Below are 18,401 nucleotides of genomic sequence, written 5' to 3' on the forward strand. Positions count from 1 at the left end.
AGACGTCATGTCGTGGTCGGTGGTCGTCGTCCTGGCCGTGCTGCTGATCGTCCTGCTGCAGGCCCTGCTCTGGCAGCGCCGTGCGCGGATCCGCCGCGAGCTGCTCAGCTACGGCACGCGGGTGCCGGCGCGCGTCGTCGGGCCGGATCCGGCACGCGGCGATCGCGATTCGGCACGGGATCTGGGCAGGCTCCTGGTCGTCTACCGGACCGCCGAGGGTGTGGAGAAGCGCGCGCAGAAATACCCGCTGAAGCGGGGGGACGCGTGGATGGCCGGTGAGCCCGCCGCGGTGATCTACGACCCCCGCCGGCCGGACGACGCCGAGCGTCTGATCGTCGGCTTCGGCCGGACGAAGAAGAAGTGGTACCCCGCGCGCCAGCAGCGCGCCAGCTGACGCGGGGCCGCTCCGGCTACTTCTTGAGGGCGCGGATGATGCGCGCGAGGGCCTTGCCGGTCACCCACACGAAGGGGATGCCGACGGCGAGGACCGAGATCACGTTCGGCTGGAACCGCAGGCCGAGGTCGTCCTTGATATAGGCGCCGATCGGGATGACCGTGGCGCCGCCGCCTCCGCCGCCGCCCTCCTGGCCGTCCTCGGAGCCGCTGCCTCCGCCGAAACCGAACCAGCGGAGGGCGACGGGGACGAGCGAGACGCCGTCGACGGTGACGGGCTCGCCGTAGATCGTCGCGGTACCCGCGGTGGTGACGGTGTCGGCCAGGGAGACTGCGATGTTGGGCATGGTGCGACGGTACTCCGCGGCTCTCCGCGGCGACAAGCGGCCCGCCGGGGCGCACAGGACTCGTCCATGGACCTCCGGGGACCTGCTGCCATGATCGACGGATGTCCGCCCGCACCCGCCGCCGCCGCCCCGTGCGCTCGGCCGCGGTGGCGGTCGCGAGCCTCATGCTCGCCGCCTTCCTCGCCTTCCACCGCGCGCTGCCCGATCCGATCGGCTGGCTGTCGGTCCTCGAGGTCGGGATCCCCTGGACGGGGCTGCTCGTGCTGCTCCTCATCGCGGCCGCGGCGGCCCTCCGGTCGCGCCGGACGGCGGCCGCGGTCACCGTGCTGGCGATGGTCTACGGCGTGCTGGTGCTGCCGGTCGCGCTTCCGGCGCCGGCCGTGCGCTCCGGCTCGTTCACCGTCGTCAGCCAGAACATCGAGACGAGCAGCGACGCCGGTGGGCTGGCCGCCTCGCTCGCCGCCCGCGGCCCCGACGTGATCGCGCTGCAGGAGCTCGACGGAGACGCCGTGGACGCGGTCGACGCCGAGCTGGCCGACGAGTACCCGTACTCGTCCGTCTCGAGCACCGTCGGCGTCTGGAGCCGGACCGAGCTGACCGACGAGGAGCCGCTCGACCTCGGTCTCGGCTGGGAGCGCGCGCTCGCCGTCGACGTCGACACGCCGGTCGGCAGCGCGCGCCTGTTCGTGGTGCACCTGGCCTCGTTCCGGCCGGGCGACCACGAGGAGCGGGACACCATGCTCTCGAACCTCGCCACCGCTCTTCGAGACGACGCGTCGGAGCGGACACTGGTCATCGGCGATTTCAACACGCCGACGGACGACCACCTGTTCGCTCCGGTGCTGGCGGAGGCGGGTCTCGTCCGCACGGGCGGAGTCGGCTTCCCGGCGACCTGGCCGTCCCTGCTGCCGCTCGTCTCGCTCGACCACGCGCTCGCCGACGGCGTCACCGCCGCGACCGTCGCGGTCCTGCCGCCGAACGGCTCCGACCACCGCCCGATCAGTCTGACGATCGGTTCCGCGTAGCGAGCGTGTCGCCGAGGTCGATCCCCTTGGCCGACTCGGGAGCCGACCGGGACAGGAGCGAGGCGGGACGCACGGCCCCGGAGCCGAAGCGGGCGGCCACGCCGTCGACCGCGAGCTCCGCGTCGCGCCAGTCGTCGGAGTCGCTCCACAGGGAGAACGCGACGTCGTCGCCCTCGACCAGCTGCTCGCCGCGCACGCCGATCAGCCGCACGGGCCGCCGCATCGGGTTGGCCGCCTCGAGGAGCGCGGAGGAGGCCTCGTAGAGGACCCGGGCCACGTCCGTCGCCTCGACGAGCGTGCGGGAGCGGGTGAGGGTGCTGAAGTCGCCGAAGCGCACCTTCACCGCGACGGTGCGGCAGCGCACTCCCGAGCGGCGCATCCGCACGGCGACCTTGTCGCAGAGCCGCAGCAGCTCACGACGGACGAGCTCGGGGTCGGCCACGTCGTCGGCGAACGTGATCTCGTGTCCGGCGCTCTTCTCGATCTGGCGGGTGTCGACCGGCCGCGGATCCACCCCGTTCGCCAGGGCGTGCAGGCGCCTCCCGGTCGCCTCGCCGAGGGCGGACACCAGCGACGGCAGCGGGGTGGTCGCGACGTCGGCGACGGTGCGCAGACCGCGGCGGACGAGCGCCTCCTCCGTGCTCGCGCCGACTCCCCACAGCGCGCTCACGGGCAGCGGATCGAGGAACTCGCGGACGCCGTCGGCGGGGACGACCAGCAGACCGTCGGGCTTGGAGCGGCCGGAGGCGAGCTTGGCGACGAACTTGGTGCTGGCGATCCCGACCGAGCAGGTCAGCCCGAGCTCGGCGTGCACCCGGCGGCGGATCTCGGTGCCGATCGCGAACGGCGAGCCCGAGATGCGGCGGGCACCCGCGACGTCGAGGAACGCCTCGTCGATGCTCAGGCGCTCGACCAGCGGCGTGAAGGAGTCGAAGATCGCCATGACGCGGCGAGAAGCCTCGCGGTAGCGCTCCATGTGCGGCTCGAGGACCACGGCCTGCGGGCAGCGGCGGAGGGCGACCGCCATGGGCATCGCCGAGTTGACGCCGTAGCGGCGCGCCTCGTAGGTCGCCGCTGTGACGACGGAGCGCGCTCCGTGGTGCCCCACGATGACCGGCCTCCCGCGCAGATCCGGCCGGTCGAGCAGCTCGACGGAGGCGAAGAACGCGTCCATGTCGATGTGCATGATGCTCGCGCGCGGGTCGTCGAAGGGCTCGGTCGTGACCTGCCGCCCCGTGCCGTCCTGCTTGCTCACGCGGTGCCGTCCTGCTCGCTCACGCCGTGCCGTCCTGCTTGCTCACGCCGCTCCGTCCTGCTCGCCCACGCCCTGGGACATGCTCGCACGCACCACCGACATCGGCCGCTCGACCGCTGCGCGCGGGCCGGCCGGGAATGAGCGCCGACCACTCGCGGTTGACCCGAGCACCACGACGCTCCGGAGAGACCATGACGCACGAGCAGCCCGACTCCCCCACCGCCACCGAGACCGGCCCCGGCGCCGAGATGAGCCGCTGGCTCGATCTGCAGGACCGCGCCCACCGCGCCTTCGAGCTCCGGCTGAGCGCCGTCGAGGACTGGTCGGCCCCCACGCCCGACACCGAGTGGGACACGCGCGCGCTCGTGCTGCACGTCGTCCGCGAGCAGCAGCGCGCGCACACGCTCCTCTCGGGCGGCGACGAGTCGGCGCTGCGACTCGAGTCCGTCGCCACCGATCTGAGGAGCGAGTGGCGCCGCGTGACCGACCGCCTGCGCGTCGCTGTCCGCACCGTCGACCCGGCGGCGACCGTGCAGCTGGGGCGCGACACCGTCAGCGCCGTCGAGCTGCTGCAGGAGCAGACGGCCGATGTGACCGTCCACGCCTGGGACCTCGCCCGCGCGACCGGCAGCGACGAGCGGCTGGACGAGGAGCTCGTCGCAGCGGTCTGGGAGCTCTTCGCACCCCAGGAGGAGACCCTGCGCGCGAGCGGCCTCTACGCCGCGCCCGTGCCGGTCGACGACGCCGCCTCCCTCCAGAGCCGCCTGCTCGCCATCACCGGACGCGACGACCGCCTCGCCGCCTGACGGCCCGGCGCCCGGACGCCGTCAAGGCCTGGGGGCGTCCAGGGACGCCGCGGCAGGATGGAGGGGACCACGAACACGGGGCGACCCGCCCCGACGAGGAGAGGAACGTCCATGACACGCATCGCCGTCATCGGAGCCCACGGCAAGGTGGGGCAGCAGATCCTGCACCTGCTCTACGACGCCGGCCACGAGTCGGTCGGAGTGATCCGCAACCCCGATCACGCCGAGGACATCGTCCGGCTGGGCGGCGAGCCGCTCGTGCACGACCTCGAGGACACGACGCCCGAGGCCTTCGCCGAGGCGCTGGGCCACGTCGACGGCATGGTCTTCACCGCCGGAGCCGGACCCGACTCGGGCCCGGAGCGCAAGCGCACCGTCGACCTGGGGGCGTCCGTCCTCAGCCAGAAGGCCGCCGCGATCGTCGGGGTCCAGCACTTCGTGCAGGTCAGCGCGATCGGTGTGGACGAGCCGCTCCCCGAGGACACGGAGGAGGGCTGGAAGGCCTACGTCGAGGCCAAGCGCGACGCCGACGCGGCACTGCGCGACTCCGGCCTCGACTACACGATCCTCCGCCCGGGCGGGCTGACGGACGACGAGGGCACCGGCACGATCACGCTCGGCACCTCCGTCGAGAAGGGGAGCATCCCCCGAGCGGACGTCGCCGCCACGGTGATCGCCGCCCTGGCGCAGCCGACCTCCATCGCGAAGACGTGGGAGATCGTCTCCGGTCCCACCCCGATCGAGGACGCGGTGGCTCAGGGAGCCTGAGCCCCGGCACCTCCTCCTAGAGTGGGGCGGGTGAGCACCCACCCGCCCCGCCCCTGGATCCGCAGCTACGCGCCCGGCGTGCCGACGGAGCTCGAGCTCCCGACCGGCTCGCTCGTCGACATCGTCACCGAGTCGGCCGAGCGGTATCCCCACCAGGTCGCGCTCGAGTTCTTCGGCCGTTCGACCAGCTACTCCCAGCTCGCCGACGAGGTGGAGCGGGCCGCAGAGGGCCTCCGCCGCCTGGGCGTCCGCGCGGGCGATCCTGTCGCCCTCGTCCTCCCGAACTGCCCGCAGCACGTCGTCGCCTTCTACGCCGTCCTCCGGCTCGGCGCCGTGGTGGTCGAGCACAACCCGCTCTACACCCCGCGCGAGCTGCGCCACCAGTTCGAGGACCACGGCGCTCGTGTCGCGATCGCCTGGAACCGCGTCGTGCCGACGGTGCAGGACCTCCCGGCCGATCTCGGCGTCGAGACCGTCGTCGCCGTCGACCTCACCCGCGCGATGCCCGCCTCGATGCGCGCAGCCCTCCGCCTGCCGCTGAAGAAGGCCCGGGAGTCGCGCGCCGCGCTGACCGGGCCGGTCCGCGGTGCGATCGAGTGGGAGTCGCTGCTGAGGCGGCGGATCGACCCGGCGCACCCGCGCCCGGTCGCGGAGGACCTCGCGGTCATCCAGTACACGAGCGGCACGACCGGCACGCCCAAGGGCGCCGAGCTGACCCACGCGAACCTGACGGCGAACGCCGCCCAGTCGCGCGCCTGGGTGCCGACGGTCCGCCGCGGCGACTGCGTGGTCTACGCGGTGCTCCCCATGTTCCACGCCTACGGGCTGACGCTCTGCCTCACCTTCGCGATGAGCATGGGCGCGCGCCTGGTGCTGTTCCCGAAGTTCGACCCGGAGCTGGTGCTGAAGGTCGTCAAGAAGCACCCCGCCACCTTCCTCCCGGCCGTTCCGCCGATCGCGGAGCGCCTGGCGCGCAGCGCGCAGCAGCGGGGCGTCTCCCTCCGCGGCATCGAGATCGCCATCTCCGGCGCGATGCCGCTCGACCCGGCGCTGGTCGAGTCGTTCGAGGCGCTGACCGGAGGCACGCTCGTCGAGGGCTACGGCCTCTCGGAGACCTCTCCGGTCCTGATGGCCAACCCGGTCGGTCCGACGCGACGCGCCGGGACGGTCGGGCTCCCGCTGCCCGGCACCGACGTGCGGATCGTCGACCCCGAGGATCCCGACACGGAGGTGGCGACCGGCGAGCAGGGCGAGCTGGTCGTGCGCGGTCCGCAGGTGTTCCGGGGCTACCACCGCAAGCCCGACGAGACGGCGGCGACCTTCACCGGTGACGGCTGGTTCCGCACCGGCGACATCGCGACGATCGACGAGGACGGCTTCGTGCGCATCGTCGACCGGATCAAGGAGCTCGTGATCACGGGCGGCTTCAACGTCTCGCCGTCCGAGGTGGAGGAGGTGCTGCTCCGCCTGCCCGAGATCAAGGAGGTGGCGGTGGTCGGCCTGCCCGATCCGCGCAGCGGCGAGTCCGTGGCGGCGGCAGTCGTCCTGGAGCCGGGCGCGCAGCTCGACGTCGCAGCCGCCCGCAAGGCCGTCCGGGAGGCGCTGACGCCCTACAAGGTGCCCAAGCGGATCACCGTCGTCGACGAGCTGCCGCGGAGCATGATCGGCAAGGTCCTCCGCCGCCAGGTGAAGGCGATGCTGACCGACGAGGACTAGCCCGGAACGAGCGAGGGCCCCCGACCACTGTCCGTGATCGGGGGCCCTCTGCAACGAGGCTAGAAGCCGAAGTCGCCGCCTCCGAAGTCGCCGCCCCCGCCGAAGTCGCCTCCGCCGGAGTCGCCCCAGCCGCCGCCGTCTCCGGCGTCCGCACCGGAGGCGTCCGCACCTCCCGCATCCGCTCCGCCGTCGGCCGAGGCGTCTCCCCCGCCGTCACCGCCGGCGTAGTCGCCTCCCGCGTCGGGGAGGAACGCGCCCGCGATGGCCGAGCCGATCGCGAACCCGGCGATCGTGCCGAGCATCGAGGAGGCGAGGACGCCGCCGAAGCCCATGCCTCCGCCGCCGGAGAAGCGCCGCTCCATGAATCCGGGCTGGCGCAGCTCGCTCCGCGTGGCGGACTGGGCGAGCGTGCGGGGGTCATCGTCCTTCGGCGCGTCGCCGACGGGGGCCCCCTCGCTGAGCTCTCGGAAGACCTGCTGGCGCTGCTCCGGGGTCAGCTGCTCGAAGGCCTCGCGGTGCACCTGCTCGATCGCCTCGGGCGGCGCGGTGCGGAGGAGGTAGCGGTAGCGCTCGATGGCACGCTCATCGTCGGTGCGCGGAGACGTCGCCGGAGGAGAGCCGTACTCGGGCCTGCGGTCCGCGGCCTGCGGCGGCGCGTACGTCGAGCGGCGTGCGCTCTCGGGCTGCTCGTCGCGGCCCAGCAGTCGGTCCAGGAATCCCATGATCTCCTCCTCGGCGCCCGACGGACGCACACCGCCACCGTAGGCCTCCCACCGCTCCGGGTGCTGAGCGTTCTCTCAGAGGCTGCTCGGAGCGGGGGCCTCGGTCACTTCTGCTTCGGGATGACCACCCACATCACGAGGTAGGCGATGATCTGCGGCCCCGGGAGGAGGCACGAGAGCACGAACAGGAGACGCACCACGAAGGGGCTCCAGCCGAATCGGCGGGCGAGACCGGCACAGACGCCGGCGATGATCCTGCCCCGACGGGGGCGCACGAGAGTAGCCATGACCCCACTCTGGCGCAGGGCGCCTGAGCGGGGCATCCGGGAAACCCCCTAGGTCTGCGAGGGAGTCCCGTCGAGCTCCTCGGGCCGGAACGCTCCGACCGAGCGGGCGAAGGCGGCCGCGCGCTCGGCGTCGGCCTCCGGCCAGACCACGTGGAAGCGCTCGAAGACCACGTCGCCGAGGCCGCCCGGTGAGACGCGGGCGAAGTAGCGGCGGTGGCCGTCGAGCCAGGAGGCGCGCGTGCGGTCCCCCTCGCCCTCGGCCCAGGCGAACGCGTCGTCGACGGAGTCGAGCGGACCGGTCCGCACCTCGTCCGTCACGAGGACGACACGCGCCGCTCCCGCGCCGTCGCAGACGATCCAGTGGTCGCCCGCGACGGGCGCCCCCTCCTCGGCGAGGGACGCCGTGGCCGTCTTCACTCCGCGCCGCACGAGGCCCAGCAGCTCGTCCGCCATCGCCGTGCTGTCGCCGAACGACTCGACCGGCGGGAGCGCTTCGTCGACTCCCGGATGCGTGGAGCGGTACTCCGCCCAGAGGAGCGCCGCCGAGGCGGGGTCAATGTCGGGGAGGGCCGTGCGCTCCGGCGCGACGGGCACGAGCGCCACGATGTTCGCCCCGGCCAGGGAGGCGGGATCGTCGGGGTGGTTGTCGGGCGTGGTGACCGTGTCGAAGGGCCAGTGCTGCTGGAGCCAGCGGCGCGCGTAGGCGTCGAGCTCCTCCTCGAGCCGCGAGCCCCGGACGGCGGGGACGACCCACCAGGAGGCCTCGGCGGAGTCGCCGCCGCCGGGCCGGACGCTCAGAGCGCCCAGCGCCTCGGTGCGGTCCGGGCCGACGAGCAGGAACGCGTGCGCTCTGCCCGCACGCGACTCCTCCTCGAGGCGCAGGAGACCGCGTACGTCGTCGCCGAGGGACGCCGACGGCAGGGCGGCCGGATCGTCCCCGCGGAGGAGAGCCGCGAGCCACGGTCGCTGCTCGCCGATCACCGCGTGCAGGAGGTCCGCATCGCTCGAGACGAGAGGACGCAGGAGGGCGCCCGCCGGCAGCTCGAGCCGCGCGGGAAGGGGCGCGTCGCCGGTTCCACCGCTCATGACCGCACCTCCCCGCGCACCGGCTCAGCCGGCCGCGCGCTCCAGGACGAGCTCGCGGACGCGGGCAGCGTCGGCCTGCCCCTTCATGGCCTTCATCACGGCACCGATCACGGCACCGGCGGCCTGCACCTTGCCGTCGCGGATCTTCGCGAGCACGTCGGGCTGCGAGGCCAGTGCCGCGTCGATCGCCTCGATGAGCGCTCCGTCGTCCGAGACGACCGCGAGTCCACGGGCGTCGACGACCTCCTGCGGGGTGCCCTCTCCGGCGATGACGCCCTGGAGGACCTCGCGGGCGAGGCGGTCGGTCAGCGTGCCGCTCTCGATCAGACCGGCGAGCTCGGCGACCTGGGCCGGGGTGACCAGGGAGGCCGGGTCCTCGCCCGCCGCGTTCGCGAGGCGCGCGATCTCCCCGGTCCACCACTTGCGGGCCGCCTGCGGAGCGGCTCCCGCGGAGACGGTCTCGGTGATCTCGACCAGCAGGCCGCTGTTGGCGACGTCCTGGAACTCGAGGTCGGTGAAGCCCCACTCCTGCTTGAGGCGGCGACGGCGGTCGGCGGGCTTCTCGGGGAGCGCGGCGCGCAGCTCCTCGATCAGCTCGGGGCTCGGCTTGACCGGGAGCAGATCGGGCTCCGGGAAGTAGCGGTAGTCGTCGGCGTCGCTCTTGGGCCGGCCCGCGGAGGTGCGGCCGGTGTCCTCGTGCCAGTGGCGCGTCTCCTGCGTGATCGTGCCGCCCGCGGCGAGGATCGCCGCCTGGCGCTGGATCTCGTAGCGGACGGCGCGCTCGACCGAGCGGAGCGAGTTGACGTTCTTGGTCTCGGTGCGGGTTCCGAGCTTCTCCTGACCGATCGGGCGGAGCGAGACGTTCGCGTCGCAGCGCAGGTTGCCGCGCTCCATCTTGGCGTCCGAGATGCCGAGCGCCAGCACGATGTCGCGGATCGTCGCGACGTAGGCCTTCGCGTACTCGGGCGCGCTCTTCCTCGCGCCGTAGATGGGCTTCGTGACGATCTCCACGAGCGGGACCCCCGCGCGGTTGTAGTCCACGAGCGAGTACTCGGCGCCCTGGATGCGGCCGGTGGCGCCGCCGACGTGCGTGAGCTTGCCGGCGTCCTCCTCCATGTGCGCGCGCTCGATCGGGATCTGCACGAGCGAGCCGTCGGCCAGCTCGATCTCGACCAAGCCCTCGAAGGCGATCGGCTCGTCGAACTGCGAGATCTGGTAGTTCTTCGCCAGGTCCGGGTAGAAGTAGTTCTTGCGCGCGAAGCGGCTGGACGGGGCGATCGAGCAGCCCAGGGCGAGGCCGAGGCTGATCGAGTAGCGGACGGCCTGCTCGTTCACGACCGGCAGCGAGCCCGGGAGGCCGAGGTCGACCGGGGTCACGTTCGTGTTGGGCTCGGACCCGAACTCGTTCGGCGCGTCCGAGAACATCTTGGTCTTCGTGTTGAGCTCGACGTGCACCTCGAAGCCGAGCACCGGCTCGAAGGTCTCGAAGACCTCGTCGTAGTCCATCAGCTCGGGAGCGGACGTGTGCGCGGAGGCCATCAGACGGCACCTTCCTCGGTCGCGGAGAGCACGGAGTGGGTCAGGTCGGGGGCCTGCGCGAGGAGCGGGCGGCCCCACTTCTCCTCGAGCAGCGCCTCGAGCGTGGCGCCCACGGTGTAGAGGCGCACGTCCTCCCGGGCGGGAGCGAGGAACTGGATGCCGACAGGCAGCCCGTCCTCGTCGGCGAGGCCGGCGGGGACGGAGATGCCGGGGATGCCGGCCAGGTTCGCCGGGATGGTCGCGACGTCGCCGCGGTACATCGCCAGCGGGTCGTCGAGCTTCTCGCCGAGGCGGTAGGCGGTCGTCGGCGCCGTCGGCGAGGCGATCACGTCGACGTCCGCGAAGGCCGCGTCGAAGTCCCGCTGCACCAGGGTCCGGACCTTCTGCGCGCTGCCGTAGTAGGCGTCGTAGTAGCCGGCCGAGAGGGCGTAGGTGCCGAGGATGATCCGGCGCTTGACCTCGGGGCCGAAGCCCTGCTCGCGGGTCGCGGACATGACCTGCTCGACCGTGCCGCCGCCCTCCGGCGTGACCCGGAGGCCGAACCGGACCGAGTCGAACTTGGCGAGGTTGCTGGAGGCCTCCGCGGGGAGGATCAGGTAGTAGGCGGCGACCGCGTGCTCGACGCTCGGGAGGCTCACCTCGACGACCTCGGCTCCGGCGCCCTGAAGGATCTCGAGCGCCTCGTGGAAGCGCGCCAGCACGCCGGGCTGGAAGCCCTCGCCGCCGTCGAGCTCCTTGACCACGCCGATCCGGAGGCCCGTCACGTCGGCGCGGCGCACCGCGTCGGCGAAGGAGGGCCAGGAGTCGCGCAGCGACGTCGAGTCGCGCGGGTCGTGGCCCGCGATGACGTCGTGCAGCAGCGCGGAGTCGAGGACCGTCCGGGAGACGGGGCCGATCTGGTCGAGGCTCGAGGCGAGCGCGATCGCTCCGTAGCGGGACACGCCGCCGTAGGTCGGCTTCACGCCGACGGTGCCGGTCACGTGCGCGGGCTGACGGATCGATCCCCCGGTGTCGGAGCCGAGGGCCAGGGGCGCCTCGTAGCTCGCGACGGCCGCGGCGGACCCGCCGCCGGAGCCGCCGGGGATGCGGTCGAGGTCCCACGGGTTGTGGGTGGGGCCGTAGGCGCTGCGCTCGGTGGTCGAGCCCATCGCGAACTCGTCCATGTTGGTCTTGCCGATCGGGACCAGCCCGGCCTCGCGCACCTTGCGCATGACGGTCGCGTCGTAGGGCGGGCGCCAGCCCTCGAGGATGCGGGAGCCGCTCGTGGTCGGCATGTCGTTCGTGACGATGACGTCCTTGACCGCGAGAGGCACCCCGGCGAGGGGGTGCAGCGACTCGCCGTCGGCCCGCCGGCGGTCGATCGCCTCGGCGGACGCGACCGCGCCCTCCCGCGCGACGTGGAGGAAGGCGTGGACCGCTCCGTCGACCGCGTCGATGCGCTCGAGGTGGGCGCGGGTGGCCTCGACCGAGGAGACCGAGCCGTCGGCCAGCTTCCCGGAGAGGGCGGACGCGCTGAGGCGGACGAGCTCGTCGCCGTGCGCGCTCACTGCTCCTCCCCCAGGATCGCGGACACCTGGAAGCGGCTGCCGTCGTGCTCGGGCGCGCCGGAGAGCGCCTGCTCGAGCGTGAGGGTCTCGCCGACCACGTCGGGCCGGAAGACGTTCTCGAGCGGGATCGGGTGGCTGGTCGCCGGCACGTCGGGCGTGGCGACGGCCTGGACCGCGCGCACGGAGTCGACGATCTGGCCGAGCTCCCTGGTGAGGCTCCCGATCTCGTCGGAAGTGAGGTCGATCCTGGCCAGCTGGGCCAGATGGGCGACCGTGTCGGCCGTGATCTCGGACATGCGTCTCCGTCTGGTGGTTCGGGGGGATTTCCGGCCGCCAGTCTACTCGGCGCGCCCGCACCGCCTCCGCCCGTGCCGCCCGCCCGTCAGGGGCCGCCGAAGAGGCTGGCGCCGTGCTTCAGGAGTGCGTTGTACGCGCCCTCGTAGGTGGTCGGCAGGTCCTCGCCGGGCTCGCCGTACCGGGCCAGCAGCAGGCCCATCAGGCCGACGGCGGGCGGGCTCAGCGGCTTGTCGCGGTTCACGTGCGCTGGATGCGCCGGTGCCGACTCGGGGTTCGGGGGCAGGTACTGCGGCACCGTGGTCGGCCAGTCGCCGATCTGCCGCGGCTCGTCGAGGGTCAGCACCCCGAAGAGGTCCGGGGCGGAGGCGTCGCGAGCGGTCAGCGGCTCGAGGCCGTGCAGGGCGCTGAGGGTCCGGATCACGGCGCCGTGGTGCAGCTCGTCGTGCACGATCGTGCCGGCCCTCGTGTACGCCGAGACCGCGATCGCCGGCACGCGGCAGCCGAGCCGGTCGAAGGCGAAGCCCATCTCGCCCTCGCGGCCGTCGCCCGGCGGAGTCGCCGACGGCGGGGGGACGTGGTCGTAGAGGCCGCCGTGCTCGTCGAAGGTCGCCAGCAGGAGCGTGTTCACCGCGTTCGAGCCGGTCGTGCTCGCGCTCTCCCGGATCGCCGAGTACACCTGGTGCAGCAGCAGCTCGCCGGCGCGGACGTCGGACAGCGCGCTGTCGTAGACGGGCGTGCCGTCGACCTCGTCCTCGTGCAGGACGCCGGTCGGCGGGTGCATGTCGTTGTGGTCGAAGACGAGCCGCGGCTCGAGGAAGGCGTAGTCGGGCAGCTCGCCGTTCTCCACGTCGGCGTAGAAGCGGTCCATCGTCGAGAAGTGGGTCTTCCAGTACTTCTCGAGCACCGGCGCGTGCAGGAAGCCGGTGTAGGAGACCACCTGCAGCGCGTCGAAGTAGACGCGCCAGGTCCTCCCCGCCTCCTCGAGGCGGTTGAACACCGTCGGCGCGTCGGCCAGGTCGTCCGCGAGCCACTTCTCGTAGCCGCCGCTCTGCTTGTTGGTGACGAAGCCGTGCGAGGTCGACGCGTGCAGGAAGGACCGGTTGCAGAAGGTCTGGGAGGGGACGGCGCAGAACCACTGGTCGAAGACGGCGAACTCGCGGGCGAGGGTGGAGAAGACGGGCAGCATCTCCGGCGAGAAGCCGCCCATGATCGTCCGCGCCTCCTCCGCCGTGGGCTCCTGCCCCTTCTTCATCACCCTCAGGTGCTGGACGTAGTCCTCGAGGAAGCCGCTCATCGTCGGGGCGGAGGCGTCGGCGGGCGCGTTGAAGGGCGCGGTCATGGCGCCGACGGTGCGGCCGGCGTTCTCGGGCGGATCCACCGTGCCGAAGAGCTGAGTGTTGACGTGCGGGTACTCCTCGCCCGGGTCCGGGTCGGGCTGGCGCATCACGGAGTCGGTGGCGCCCTCGTAGACGTGCGTGCCGACGGTCAGTCCCCCGGCGCTGGTGTTGGTCCGCTCCTCGGGGAGGAGGCCCTCGAAGCTCTCGCCCGCGGGCAGGTCGTCCGGTCCGTAGAGGCGGCCGAGGACGTTGTCGAAGGAGCGGTTCTCGAACATGATCACGACGACGTGGTCGAATCCCGGCTCCGTGCGGGCGGGCAGTCGCGGCTCCTCCTCGCGGCGGGGGCCGGAGGCGACGGCCGCGCCGATCGCGCCGCCGGCGAGGGCTCCGGCTCCGACTCCGGCGGCGGCGGTGCCGGCCAGGAAGCGGCGGCGCGAGCGGGAGCGGGGAGCTCCGTCGTCGTGCTCCGAGGGAGTCCGCTCGCTGGTCATCTCCGCCGCCTCTCCTGCGCCGCCTGCGCCTGCTCGGAGTGTAGCGACGCGCCCGGGACGGCGGCTCGAACGCGGGCGAGCAGTCCGGCCTCCGGCTCGGGGTCGACGTGCGCGCGGCGGGCCGCGTCGCGGAGGCGCCGCCCGACCGGCGCGGGCGGCGCGAAAGCCGGCGCCGTGCGGGGCCAGCGCGCGAGGGGGCGGTCGGGACCGCTGAGGAGTGCGGCCAGCTCTCGGACCTGCGGATCGACGAGCGCTCGGCGCACGCCCGCCCGGGCGCGGACGAGCTGCGCGGGAGTCTCCGGACCGAGCGGCACGCCGATCCGTGCACCCGAGGGGACGGCCGAGGCGAGCACGAGCGCCGGCACCGTGCCGGGCCGCCCTGCGCTCCCCCGCGCGGTGGCGAGGAGCAGCATCCGCCGCCCCGCCCGCTCCCCGTCGCGGACGGCGTCGAACACGACGTGCAGCAGCTGCTCCGCGAGGCGCGCATCAGCGGATCGATCGGTGCCGGCGGCTGCGGCGTCGGCGAAGTCGGCCGGATCGACGAGGGACCGCGGCTCGACCAGGACGAGCGGAGGCAGGGTGCCGGCTGCGGCCTCGGCGGCCAGCGCGTCGATGGGAAGGAGGCGCCCGCCGCGGGAGCCGGCGGCGCCCGGATCGCGGTGGGGCCACTCCGGATCGGCGAGGAGCGTGGTCGAGACGCCCTGCCGCTCGTCGACCGCGAGAGCCCAGCCGGTGCCGGTCTCCCGGGCCGCGCGCAGGGCCGCCGGCAGCGGATCGCGGCCGTCGGCGCGCCAGTGGTCGGCCCGGGCGAAGGCCGTGGCGAGGAGCGCGTGCACCGGCAGCATCTCGGGGGCGAAGCGCGCGCCCGGAGGATCGTCCGGGCCGGGCGCGGTCATCACGGCGTCCGTGCCGCCGGTGAACACCGGGCCGTCCGTGTCGTCGAGCGCGCCGAGGACCTGGTCGCGGCTGCGGCCGGCGAAGGAGAGCACGACCACGTGGTCGATCCGCCCGAGCACCTCGGCGGTCCGACGCTCGGCGGTGGTCGGCCGAGCCGCGGCGTCGAGCGCGAGCGACGCTGCGTCGGCGAGGGAGCGGCGCAGGAACGCACGCCGCTCCCCGCCGCCCGCGTCAGGCATCGGGCCCGGTCGGCTCCTCCGTGCTCGGGGCGGCCGCGTCCGGGACGGCGTCGGTCTCCGGCACGGCGTCATCCTCCGGCGAGGCGTCGGAGCGCGATGCGCCGGCGACGTCCCCGTCCGGGCCGGCGGCGGCCTCCTCCGGAGCGTCGGCGGACGCCTCCTCCGGCAGCGCGATCGCGTCCGGTCCCTCCGTCACCAGGAGGTGGAACTCGGCCGCGGTGATGATCCGGAGCCCCAGGGCCTCGGCCTTGCCGAGCTTGCTGCCGGCGCCGGGACCGGCGGCGACGTAGTCGGTCTTCTTGGAGACGCTCGAGCCGGCCTTGCCGCCGGCTGCGAGGATGGCCTCCTGCGCCCCCTCGCGGGAGTACCCCTCCAGGCTGCCGGTCGCCACGACCGTGAGACCCGCGAGCACCCCGCCAGCGGCGTCCGCGGCACCGGGACCGGGGTGGCCGGGCGTGGCGAAGCGCACTCCGGCCGCGGCCCAGCGGTCGACGATCTCGACGTGCCAGTCGACCTCGAACCAGGCGATCAGGGCGTCGGCGATGATCCCGCCCACCCCGTCGACCGCGGCGAGCTCGTCGCGGCTCGCCACGCGGATCGCGTCGAGCGAGCCGAAGTAGCCCGCCAGCGCGCGCGCGGCGACCGGGCCGACGTGCCGGATGCTGAGCGAGACCAGCAGGCGCCACAGCTCCTTGGTCTTCGCCCGCTCGATGTTCTCGATCAGCCGGAGGGCGTTGGTGGAGGGCACGGAGGCGGCGTCCCCCGCGAAGGCTCCCGCCTCCGGGTCGAAGGCGCCGTCCTTGGCGAGCTGCCGCTTGCGCTTGAAGGGCGTGACGACCTTCGGATCGCCCTTCGCGTCGAGCTTCTGCAGACCCGTCTCGGAGTCGCGGACGACGACCTCGATCGGGAAGAGATCGGCCACCGTGAGCTCGAACAGCCCGGCCTCGGTCCGCAGCGGCGGCTCGGCGGGCACCAGGGGCTGGGTCAGGGCGGCGGCGCTGACCTCGCCGAGCGCCTCGATGTCGAGCGCGCCGCGGCTGCCGATGTGCTCGACGCGCCCGCGGACCTGCGCGGGGCAGGACTCCGCGTTAGGGCAGCGCAGGTCGACGTCGCCCTCCTTGGCCGGAGCGAGCGTGGTGCCGCACTCGGGGCACTGCGTCGGCATCACGAACTCGCGCTCGGAGCCGTCGCGGAGCTCCACCACCGGGCCGAGCACCTCGGGGATGACGTCCCCGGCCTTCCGCAGCACGACCGTGTCGCCGATGAGCACGCCCTTGGCCTTGACCACGTCGGCGTTGTGCAGCGTGGCCTGGCGCACCTCGGACCCCGCGACCTTCACCTTGGTCATCTGGGCGAACGGCGTCGCGCGGCCGGTGCGCCCGACGCTCACGACGATGTCGAGGAGCTTCGTGTGGACCTCCTCGGGCGGGTACTTGTAGGCGATCGCCCAGCGCGGCGCCCGGCTGGTGGCGCCGAGCTCGTCGTGCAGCTCGAGCTCGTCCACCTTCACGACCACGCCGTCGATCTCGTGCTCGACCGAGTGCCGCTCGCGGCCGTAGCGGTCGACGAAGGCGAGCACCTCCTCCACCGAGGCCGAGACGCGGTTGTGGCCGCTGACCGGCAGTCCCCAGGAGGAGAGGAGCCCGTAGACCTCGGACTGGGTCGCGACCGGCGGGTCCGGCCAGGCGCCGATGCCGTGCACGTAGAGCGCGAGGGAGCCGACGCGCGCCTCGCCGGCGCGCAGGTCGAGACCCGACTTCTTGTCGAGCTGCTGGCGGAGGCCGCCGCTCGCCGCGTTCCGCGGGTTGGCGAAGGTCGGGAAGCGCCGCAGTGCGCTCGTGCGCGCCTTCTCCTCCTCGAAGACGCCTCGGGTGGCGGGCGGGCGGGACGACCAGCGGGTCCGCGCCTCCTCGACCGCCTCGTCGCGCAGCGTCTCCTGGAGGGCGTTCAGCTCGGCGAAGGCGGCCACGGGGATGAAGACCTCGCCGCGGACCTCGACGAGTGCCGGGTGGCCCTCGCCGGAGAGGCGCTCGGGGATGCCCGCGACGCGGAGGGCGTTGACGGTGACGTCCTCGCCGGTGCGGCCGTCACCGCGGGTCGCCGCCGTGACGAGGCGGCCGTCCTCGTAGTGGAGGGAGATCGCGAGCCCGTCGATCTTGAGCTCCGTGAGCCAGGCGACGGGGCGGTCGGCCGAGGCCACCGTCTTCTCGCACCACTCGCGCAGCTCCTCGGCCGAGAACACGTTGTCGAGGGAGAGCATCCGCTCGGCGTGGTCGATCGGGGCGAGGCCCGCTCCGACGATCCCGCCGACGGTCCGCGTCGGCGAGTCCTCGGCGGCGAGCTCGGGGTGCTCGGCCTCGAGCGCGGCGAGCTCGCGCACCAGGGCGTCGTACTCGGCGTCGGACAGCGGCGAGGAGTCGGCCGCGTAGTAGTCGTCGCTCGCCGACCGGATCCGCGCCCGCAGCTCCTCGACGCGGGCGGCGGGCTCGACGGCGCTCACCGGAGCACCGCGGCGTCGGCCGCGACCGTGCGGTCGATCGTGCACTGGCCCAGCACGCGGGTGCCGAGGTAGACGACGGCCGTCTGGCCGGGGGCGACGCCGTCGAGCGGCGAGTCCGGAGTGATCACGAGCTCCACCCTGCCATCGACGTGCGACACCACCGCGGAGGCGGGGACCGGGTCGGCGTGGGCGCGGATCTGGACGTCGCAGCGGAAGGGCGCGTCCGCGTCCTCGGGAGCGGCCCCCGCCCAGGTGAACCGCTCGCCGGCGATCTCGCCGATGCGCAGCGCCTCGCGCGGACCGACGACGACCTCGTTGCTCACCGGCCGCACCTCCAGGACGAAGCGCGGCCGGCCGTCGGGCGCCGGGACGCCGAGGTGCAGGCCCCGGCGCTGGCCCACCGTGTACCCGTGAGCGCCCTCGTGGGAGCCGACCACCGCGCCGTCACGATCGACGACCGCTCCGGTCTCGGGGGCGACGCGCTCGGCGAGCCAGCCGCGGGTGTCGCCGTCGGGGATGAAGCAGATGTCGTAGCTGTCGGGCTTGCTCGCGACGCTGAGGCCCCGCTCGGCCGCCTCCGCGCGCACGATCGCCTTGGACGGCGTGGAGCCGAGCGGGAACATCGAGTGCCGCAGCTGCTGCTCCGTCAGCACGCCGAGGACGTAGGACTGGTCCTTCGCCTCGTCGCTCGCGCGGTGGAGCTCCGGGGAGCCGTCGGCGGCGGTGCGGAGGGAGGCGTAGTGGCCGGTGCAGACCGCGTCGAAGCCGAGGTCGAGAGCCTTCTCGAGCAGGGCGGCGAACTTGATCCGCTCGTTGCAGCGCATGCAGGGGTTCGGGGTGCGGCCCACCGAGTACTCGGCGACGAAGTCGTCGACGACGTCCAGCTTGAACCGTTCGGAGAAGTCCCACACGTAGTACGGGATGCCGAGGACGTTCGCGGCGCGCTGCGCGTCCATCGAGTCCTCGATCGTGCAGCACCCCCGGCTGCCGGTGCGCAGCGTGCCGGGCATCCTGCTCAGGGCGAGGTGCACGCCCACCACATCGTGCCCCGCCTCCACCGCGCGGGCCGCGGCCACCGCCGAGTCCACTCCACCGCTCATCGCCGCCAGAACCTTCACCGTGCGAGTCTACGTTTCCCGCGGGCGCGGC

The 18,401-nt window shown here is 73.6% G+C and carries 17 protein-coding genes; 5 read left to right on the forward strand and 12 right to left on the reverse strand.

The window, feature by feature from the left end; all coding sequences use genetic code 11:
- The first annotated feature begins 7 nt into the window (after positions 1–7).
- Positions 8–394: a DUF3592 domain-containing protein gene (locus tag C5C35_RS06925; RefSeq protein ID WP_104223723.1), complete on the forward strand. Its 387-nt coding sequence runs from the start codon at positions 8–10 to the stop codon at positions 392–394.
- A 16-nt stretch (positions 395–410) separates the two neighbouring features.
- Here the strand turns inward: C5C35_RS06925 and C5C35_RS06930 are convergent, their stop codons facing one another.
- A complete protein-coding gene (locus C5C35_RS06930; protein ID WP_104223724.1) occupies positions 411–740 on the reverse strand; it encodes a hypothetical protein in 330 nt (109 codons plus the stop codon).
- Positions 741–841: 101 nt separating this feature from the next.
- Here C5C35_RS06930 and C5C35_RS06935 point away from each other — a divergent pair, with 101 nt between their 5' ends.
- On the forward strand, positions 842–1,765 hold the full coding sequence (locus tag C5C35_RS06935) for an endonuclease/exonuclease/phosphatase family protein (RefSeq protein ID WP_104262820.1): 924 nt from the start codon (positions 842–844) through the stop codon (positions 1,763–1,765).
- Here C5C35_RS06935 and dinB read toward each other — a convergent pair.
- Complete coding sequence (dinB, locus tag C5C35_RS06940; RefSeq protein ID WP_104262821.1) at positions 1,740–3,020, reverse strand: DNA polymerase IV; 1,281 nt, start codon at positions 3,018–3,020, stop codon at positions 1,740–1,742. The genes C5C35_RS06935 and dinB overlap by 26 nt on opposite strands.
- Positions 3,021–3,211: 191 nt before the next feature.
- Here dinB and C5C35_RS06945 point away from each other — a divergent pair, with 191 nt between their 5' ends.
- The 3 genes from C5C35_RS06945 (at position 3,212) to C5C35_RS06955 (ending at position 6,310) form a co-directional block, all read left to right on the forward strand.
- Positions 3,212–3,826, forward strand: coding sequence for a TIGR03086 family metal-binding protein (locus C5C35_RS06945; protein WP_258059445.1), 615 nt, complete (start codon positions 3,212–3,214; stop codon positions 3,824–3,826).
- Positions 3,827–3,937: 111 nt separating this feature from the next.
- Positions 3,938–4,594 carry an SDR family oxidoreductase gene (locus C5C35_RS06950; RefSeq protein ID WP_104223727.1) on the forward strand — a complete coding sequence of 219 codons (657 nt, stop codon included), beginning with the start codon at positions 3,938–3,940 and terminating at the stop codon, positions 4,592–4,594.
- Positions 4,595–4,624: 30 nt separating this feature from the next.
- Entirely contained in the window at positions 4,625–6,310 is a 1,686-nt protein-coding gene (locus tag C5C35_RS06955; protein WP_104254939.1) for a long-chain-fatty-acid--CoA ligase, read from the forward strand.
- Positions 6,311–6,369: 59 nt separating this feature from the next.
- Here C5C35_RS06955 and C5C35_RS06960 read toward each other — a convergent pair whose 3' ends face one another.
- The 10 genes from C5C35_RS06960 to mnmA form a co-directional block, all read right to left on the reverse strand.
- A complete protein-coding gene (locus C5C35_RS06960) occupies positions 6,370–7,032 on the reverse strand; it encodes a hypothetical protein (protein ID WP_104262844.1) in 663 nt (220 codons plus the stop codon).
- A 104-nt stretch (positions 7,033–7,136) separates the two neighbouring features.
- Positions 7,137–7,319, reverse strand: a complete 183-nt coding sequence (locus C5C35_RS06965) for a PspC domain-containing protein (protein WP_104223873.1) — start codon at positions 7,317–7,319, stop codon at positions 7,137–7,139.
- Positions 7,320–7,367: 48 nt separating this feature from the next.
- Complete coding sequence (locus tag C5C35_RS06970; protein ID WP_104262822.1) at positions 7,368–8,405, reverse strand: ASCH domain-containing protein; 1,038 nt, start codon at positions 8,403–8,405, stop codon at positions 7,368–7,370.
- 24 nt (positions 8,406–8,429) lie between these two features.
- Complete coding sequence (gene gatB / locus C5C35_RS06975) at positions 8,430–9,944, reverse strand: Asp-tRNA(Asn)/Glu-tRNA(Gln) amidotransferase subunit GatB (RefSeq protein WP_104262823.1); 1,515 nt, start codon at positions 9,942–9,944, stop codon at positions 8,430–8,432.
- Positions 9,944–11,491, reverse strand: a complete 1,548-nt coding sequence (gene gatA, locus C5C35_RS06980) for an Asp-tRNA(Asn)/Glu-tRNA(Gln) amidotransferase subunit GatA (protein WP_104262824.1) — start codon at positions 11,489–11,491, stop codon at positions 9,944–9,946. Before gatA ends, gatB begins: the two co-directional genes overlap by 1 nt.
- The gene (gene gatC, locus C5C35_RS06985; RefSeq protein WP_104223877.1) at positions 11,488–11,787 is read right to left on the reverse strand and encodes an Asp-tRNA(Asn)/Glu-tRNA(Gln) amidotransferase subunit GatC; all 300 of its coding nucleotides are present in this window, start codon (positions 11,785–11,787) and stop codon (positions 11,488–11,490) included. The genes gatA and gatC overlap by 4 nt, the downstream gene beginning before the upstream one ends.
- Positions 11,788–11,873: 86 nt before the next feature.
- Positions 11,874–13,616 carry an alkaline phosphatase family protein gene (locus tag C5C35_RS06990; RefSeq protein WP_104262825.1) on the reverse strand — a complete coding sequence of 581 codons (1,743 nt, stop codon included), beginning with the start codon at positions 13,614–13,616 and terminating at the stop codon, positions 11,874–11,876.
- Entirely contained in the window at positions 13,613–14,752 is a 1,140-nt protein-coding gene (locus C5C35_RS06995; protein WP_104232512.1) for a hypothetical protein, read from the reverse strand. Before C5C35_RS06995 ends, C5C35_RS06990 begins: the two co-directional genes overlap by 4 nt.
- The gene (gene ligA / locus C5C35_RS07000) at positions 14,745–17,252 is read right to left on the reverse strand and encodes an NAD-dependent DNA ligase LigA (RefSeq protein ID WP_146084573.1); all 2,508 of its coding nucleotides are present in this window, start codon (positions 17,250–17,252) and stop codon (positions 14,745–14,747) included. The genes C5C35_RS06995 and ligA overlap by 8 nt, the downstream gene beginning before the upstream one ends.
- Entirely contained in the window at positions 17,249–18,370 is a 1,122-nt protein-coding gene (gene mnmA / locus C5C35_RS07005; RefSeq protein ID WP_181127379.1) for a tRNA 2-thiouridine(34) synthase MnmA, read from the reverse strand. The genes ligA and mnmA overlap by 4 nt, the downstream gene beginning before the upstream one ends.
- Between the last annotated feature and the right edge of the window lie 31 nt (positions 18,371–18,401).

The sequence above is a fragment of the Rathayibacter sp. AY1F8 genome (assembly GCF_002932165.1).
Lineage (GTDB): Bacteria > Actinomycetota > Actinomycetes > Actinomycetales > Microbacteriaceae > Rathayibacter.

Excerpts from the sequence above, each read along its gene's own strand:
- C5C35_RS06935 (WP_104262820.1), top strand. The coding sequence starts at position 842 with ATGTCCGCCCGCACCCGCCGCCGCCGCCCCGTGCGCTCGGCCGCGGTG.
- C5C35_RS06990 (WP_104262825.1), bottom strand. The coding sequence starts at position 13,616 with ATGACCAGCGAGCGGACTCCCTCGGAGCACGACGACGGAGCTCCCCGC.
- gatC (WP_104223877.1), bottom strand. The coding sequence starts at position 11,787 with ATGTCCGAGATCACGGCCGACACGGTCGCCCATCTGGCCCAGCTGGCC.
- C5C35_RS06970 (WP_104262822.1), bottom strand. The coding sequence starts at position 8,405 with ATGAGCGGTGGAACCGGCGACGCGCCCCTTCCCGCGCGGCTCGAGCTG.
- C5C35_RS06995 (WP_104232512.1), bottom strand. The coding sequence starts at position 14,752 with ATGCCTGACGCGGGCGGCGGGGAGCGGCGTGCGTTCCTGCGCCGCTCC.
- C5C35_RS06950 (WP_104223727.1), top strand. The coding sequence starts at position 3,938 with ATGACACGCATCGCCGTCATCGGAGCCCACGGCAAGGTGGGGCAGCAG.
- C5C35_RS06925 (WP_104223723.1), top strand. The coding sequence starts at position 8 with ATGTCGTGGTCGGTGGTCGTCGTCCTGGCCGTGCTGCTGATCGTCCTG.
- C5C35_RS06930 (WP_104223724.1), bottom strand. The coding sequence starts at position 740 with ATGCCCAACATCGCAGTCTCCCTGGCCGACACCGTCACCACCGCGGGT.
- C5C35_RS06945 (WP_258059445.1), top strand. The coding sequence starts at position 3,212 with ATGACGCACGAGCAGCCCGACTCCCCCACCGCCACCGAGACCGGCCCC.
- C5C35_RS06965 (WP_104223873.1), bottom strand. The coding sequence starts at position 7,319 with ATGGCTACTCTCGTGCGCCCCCGTCGGGGCAGGATCATCGCCGGCGTC.
- C5C35_RS06960 (WP_104262844.1), bottom strand. The coding sequence starts at position 7,032 with ATGGGATTCCTGGACCGACTGCTGGGCCGCGACGAGCAGCCCGAGAGC.
- gatB (WP_104262823.1), bottom strand. The coding sequence starts at position 9,944 with ATGGCCTCCGCGCACACGTCCGCTCCCGAGCTGATGGACTACGACGAG.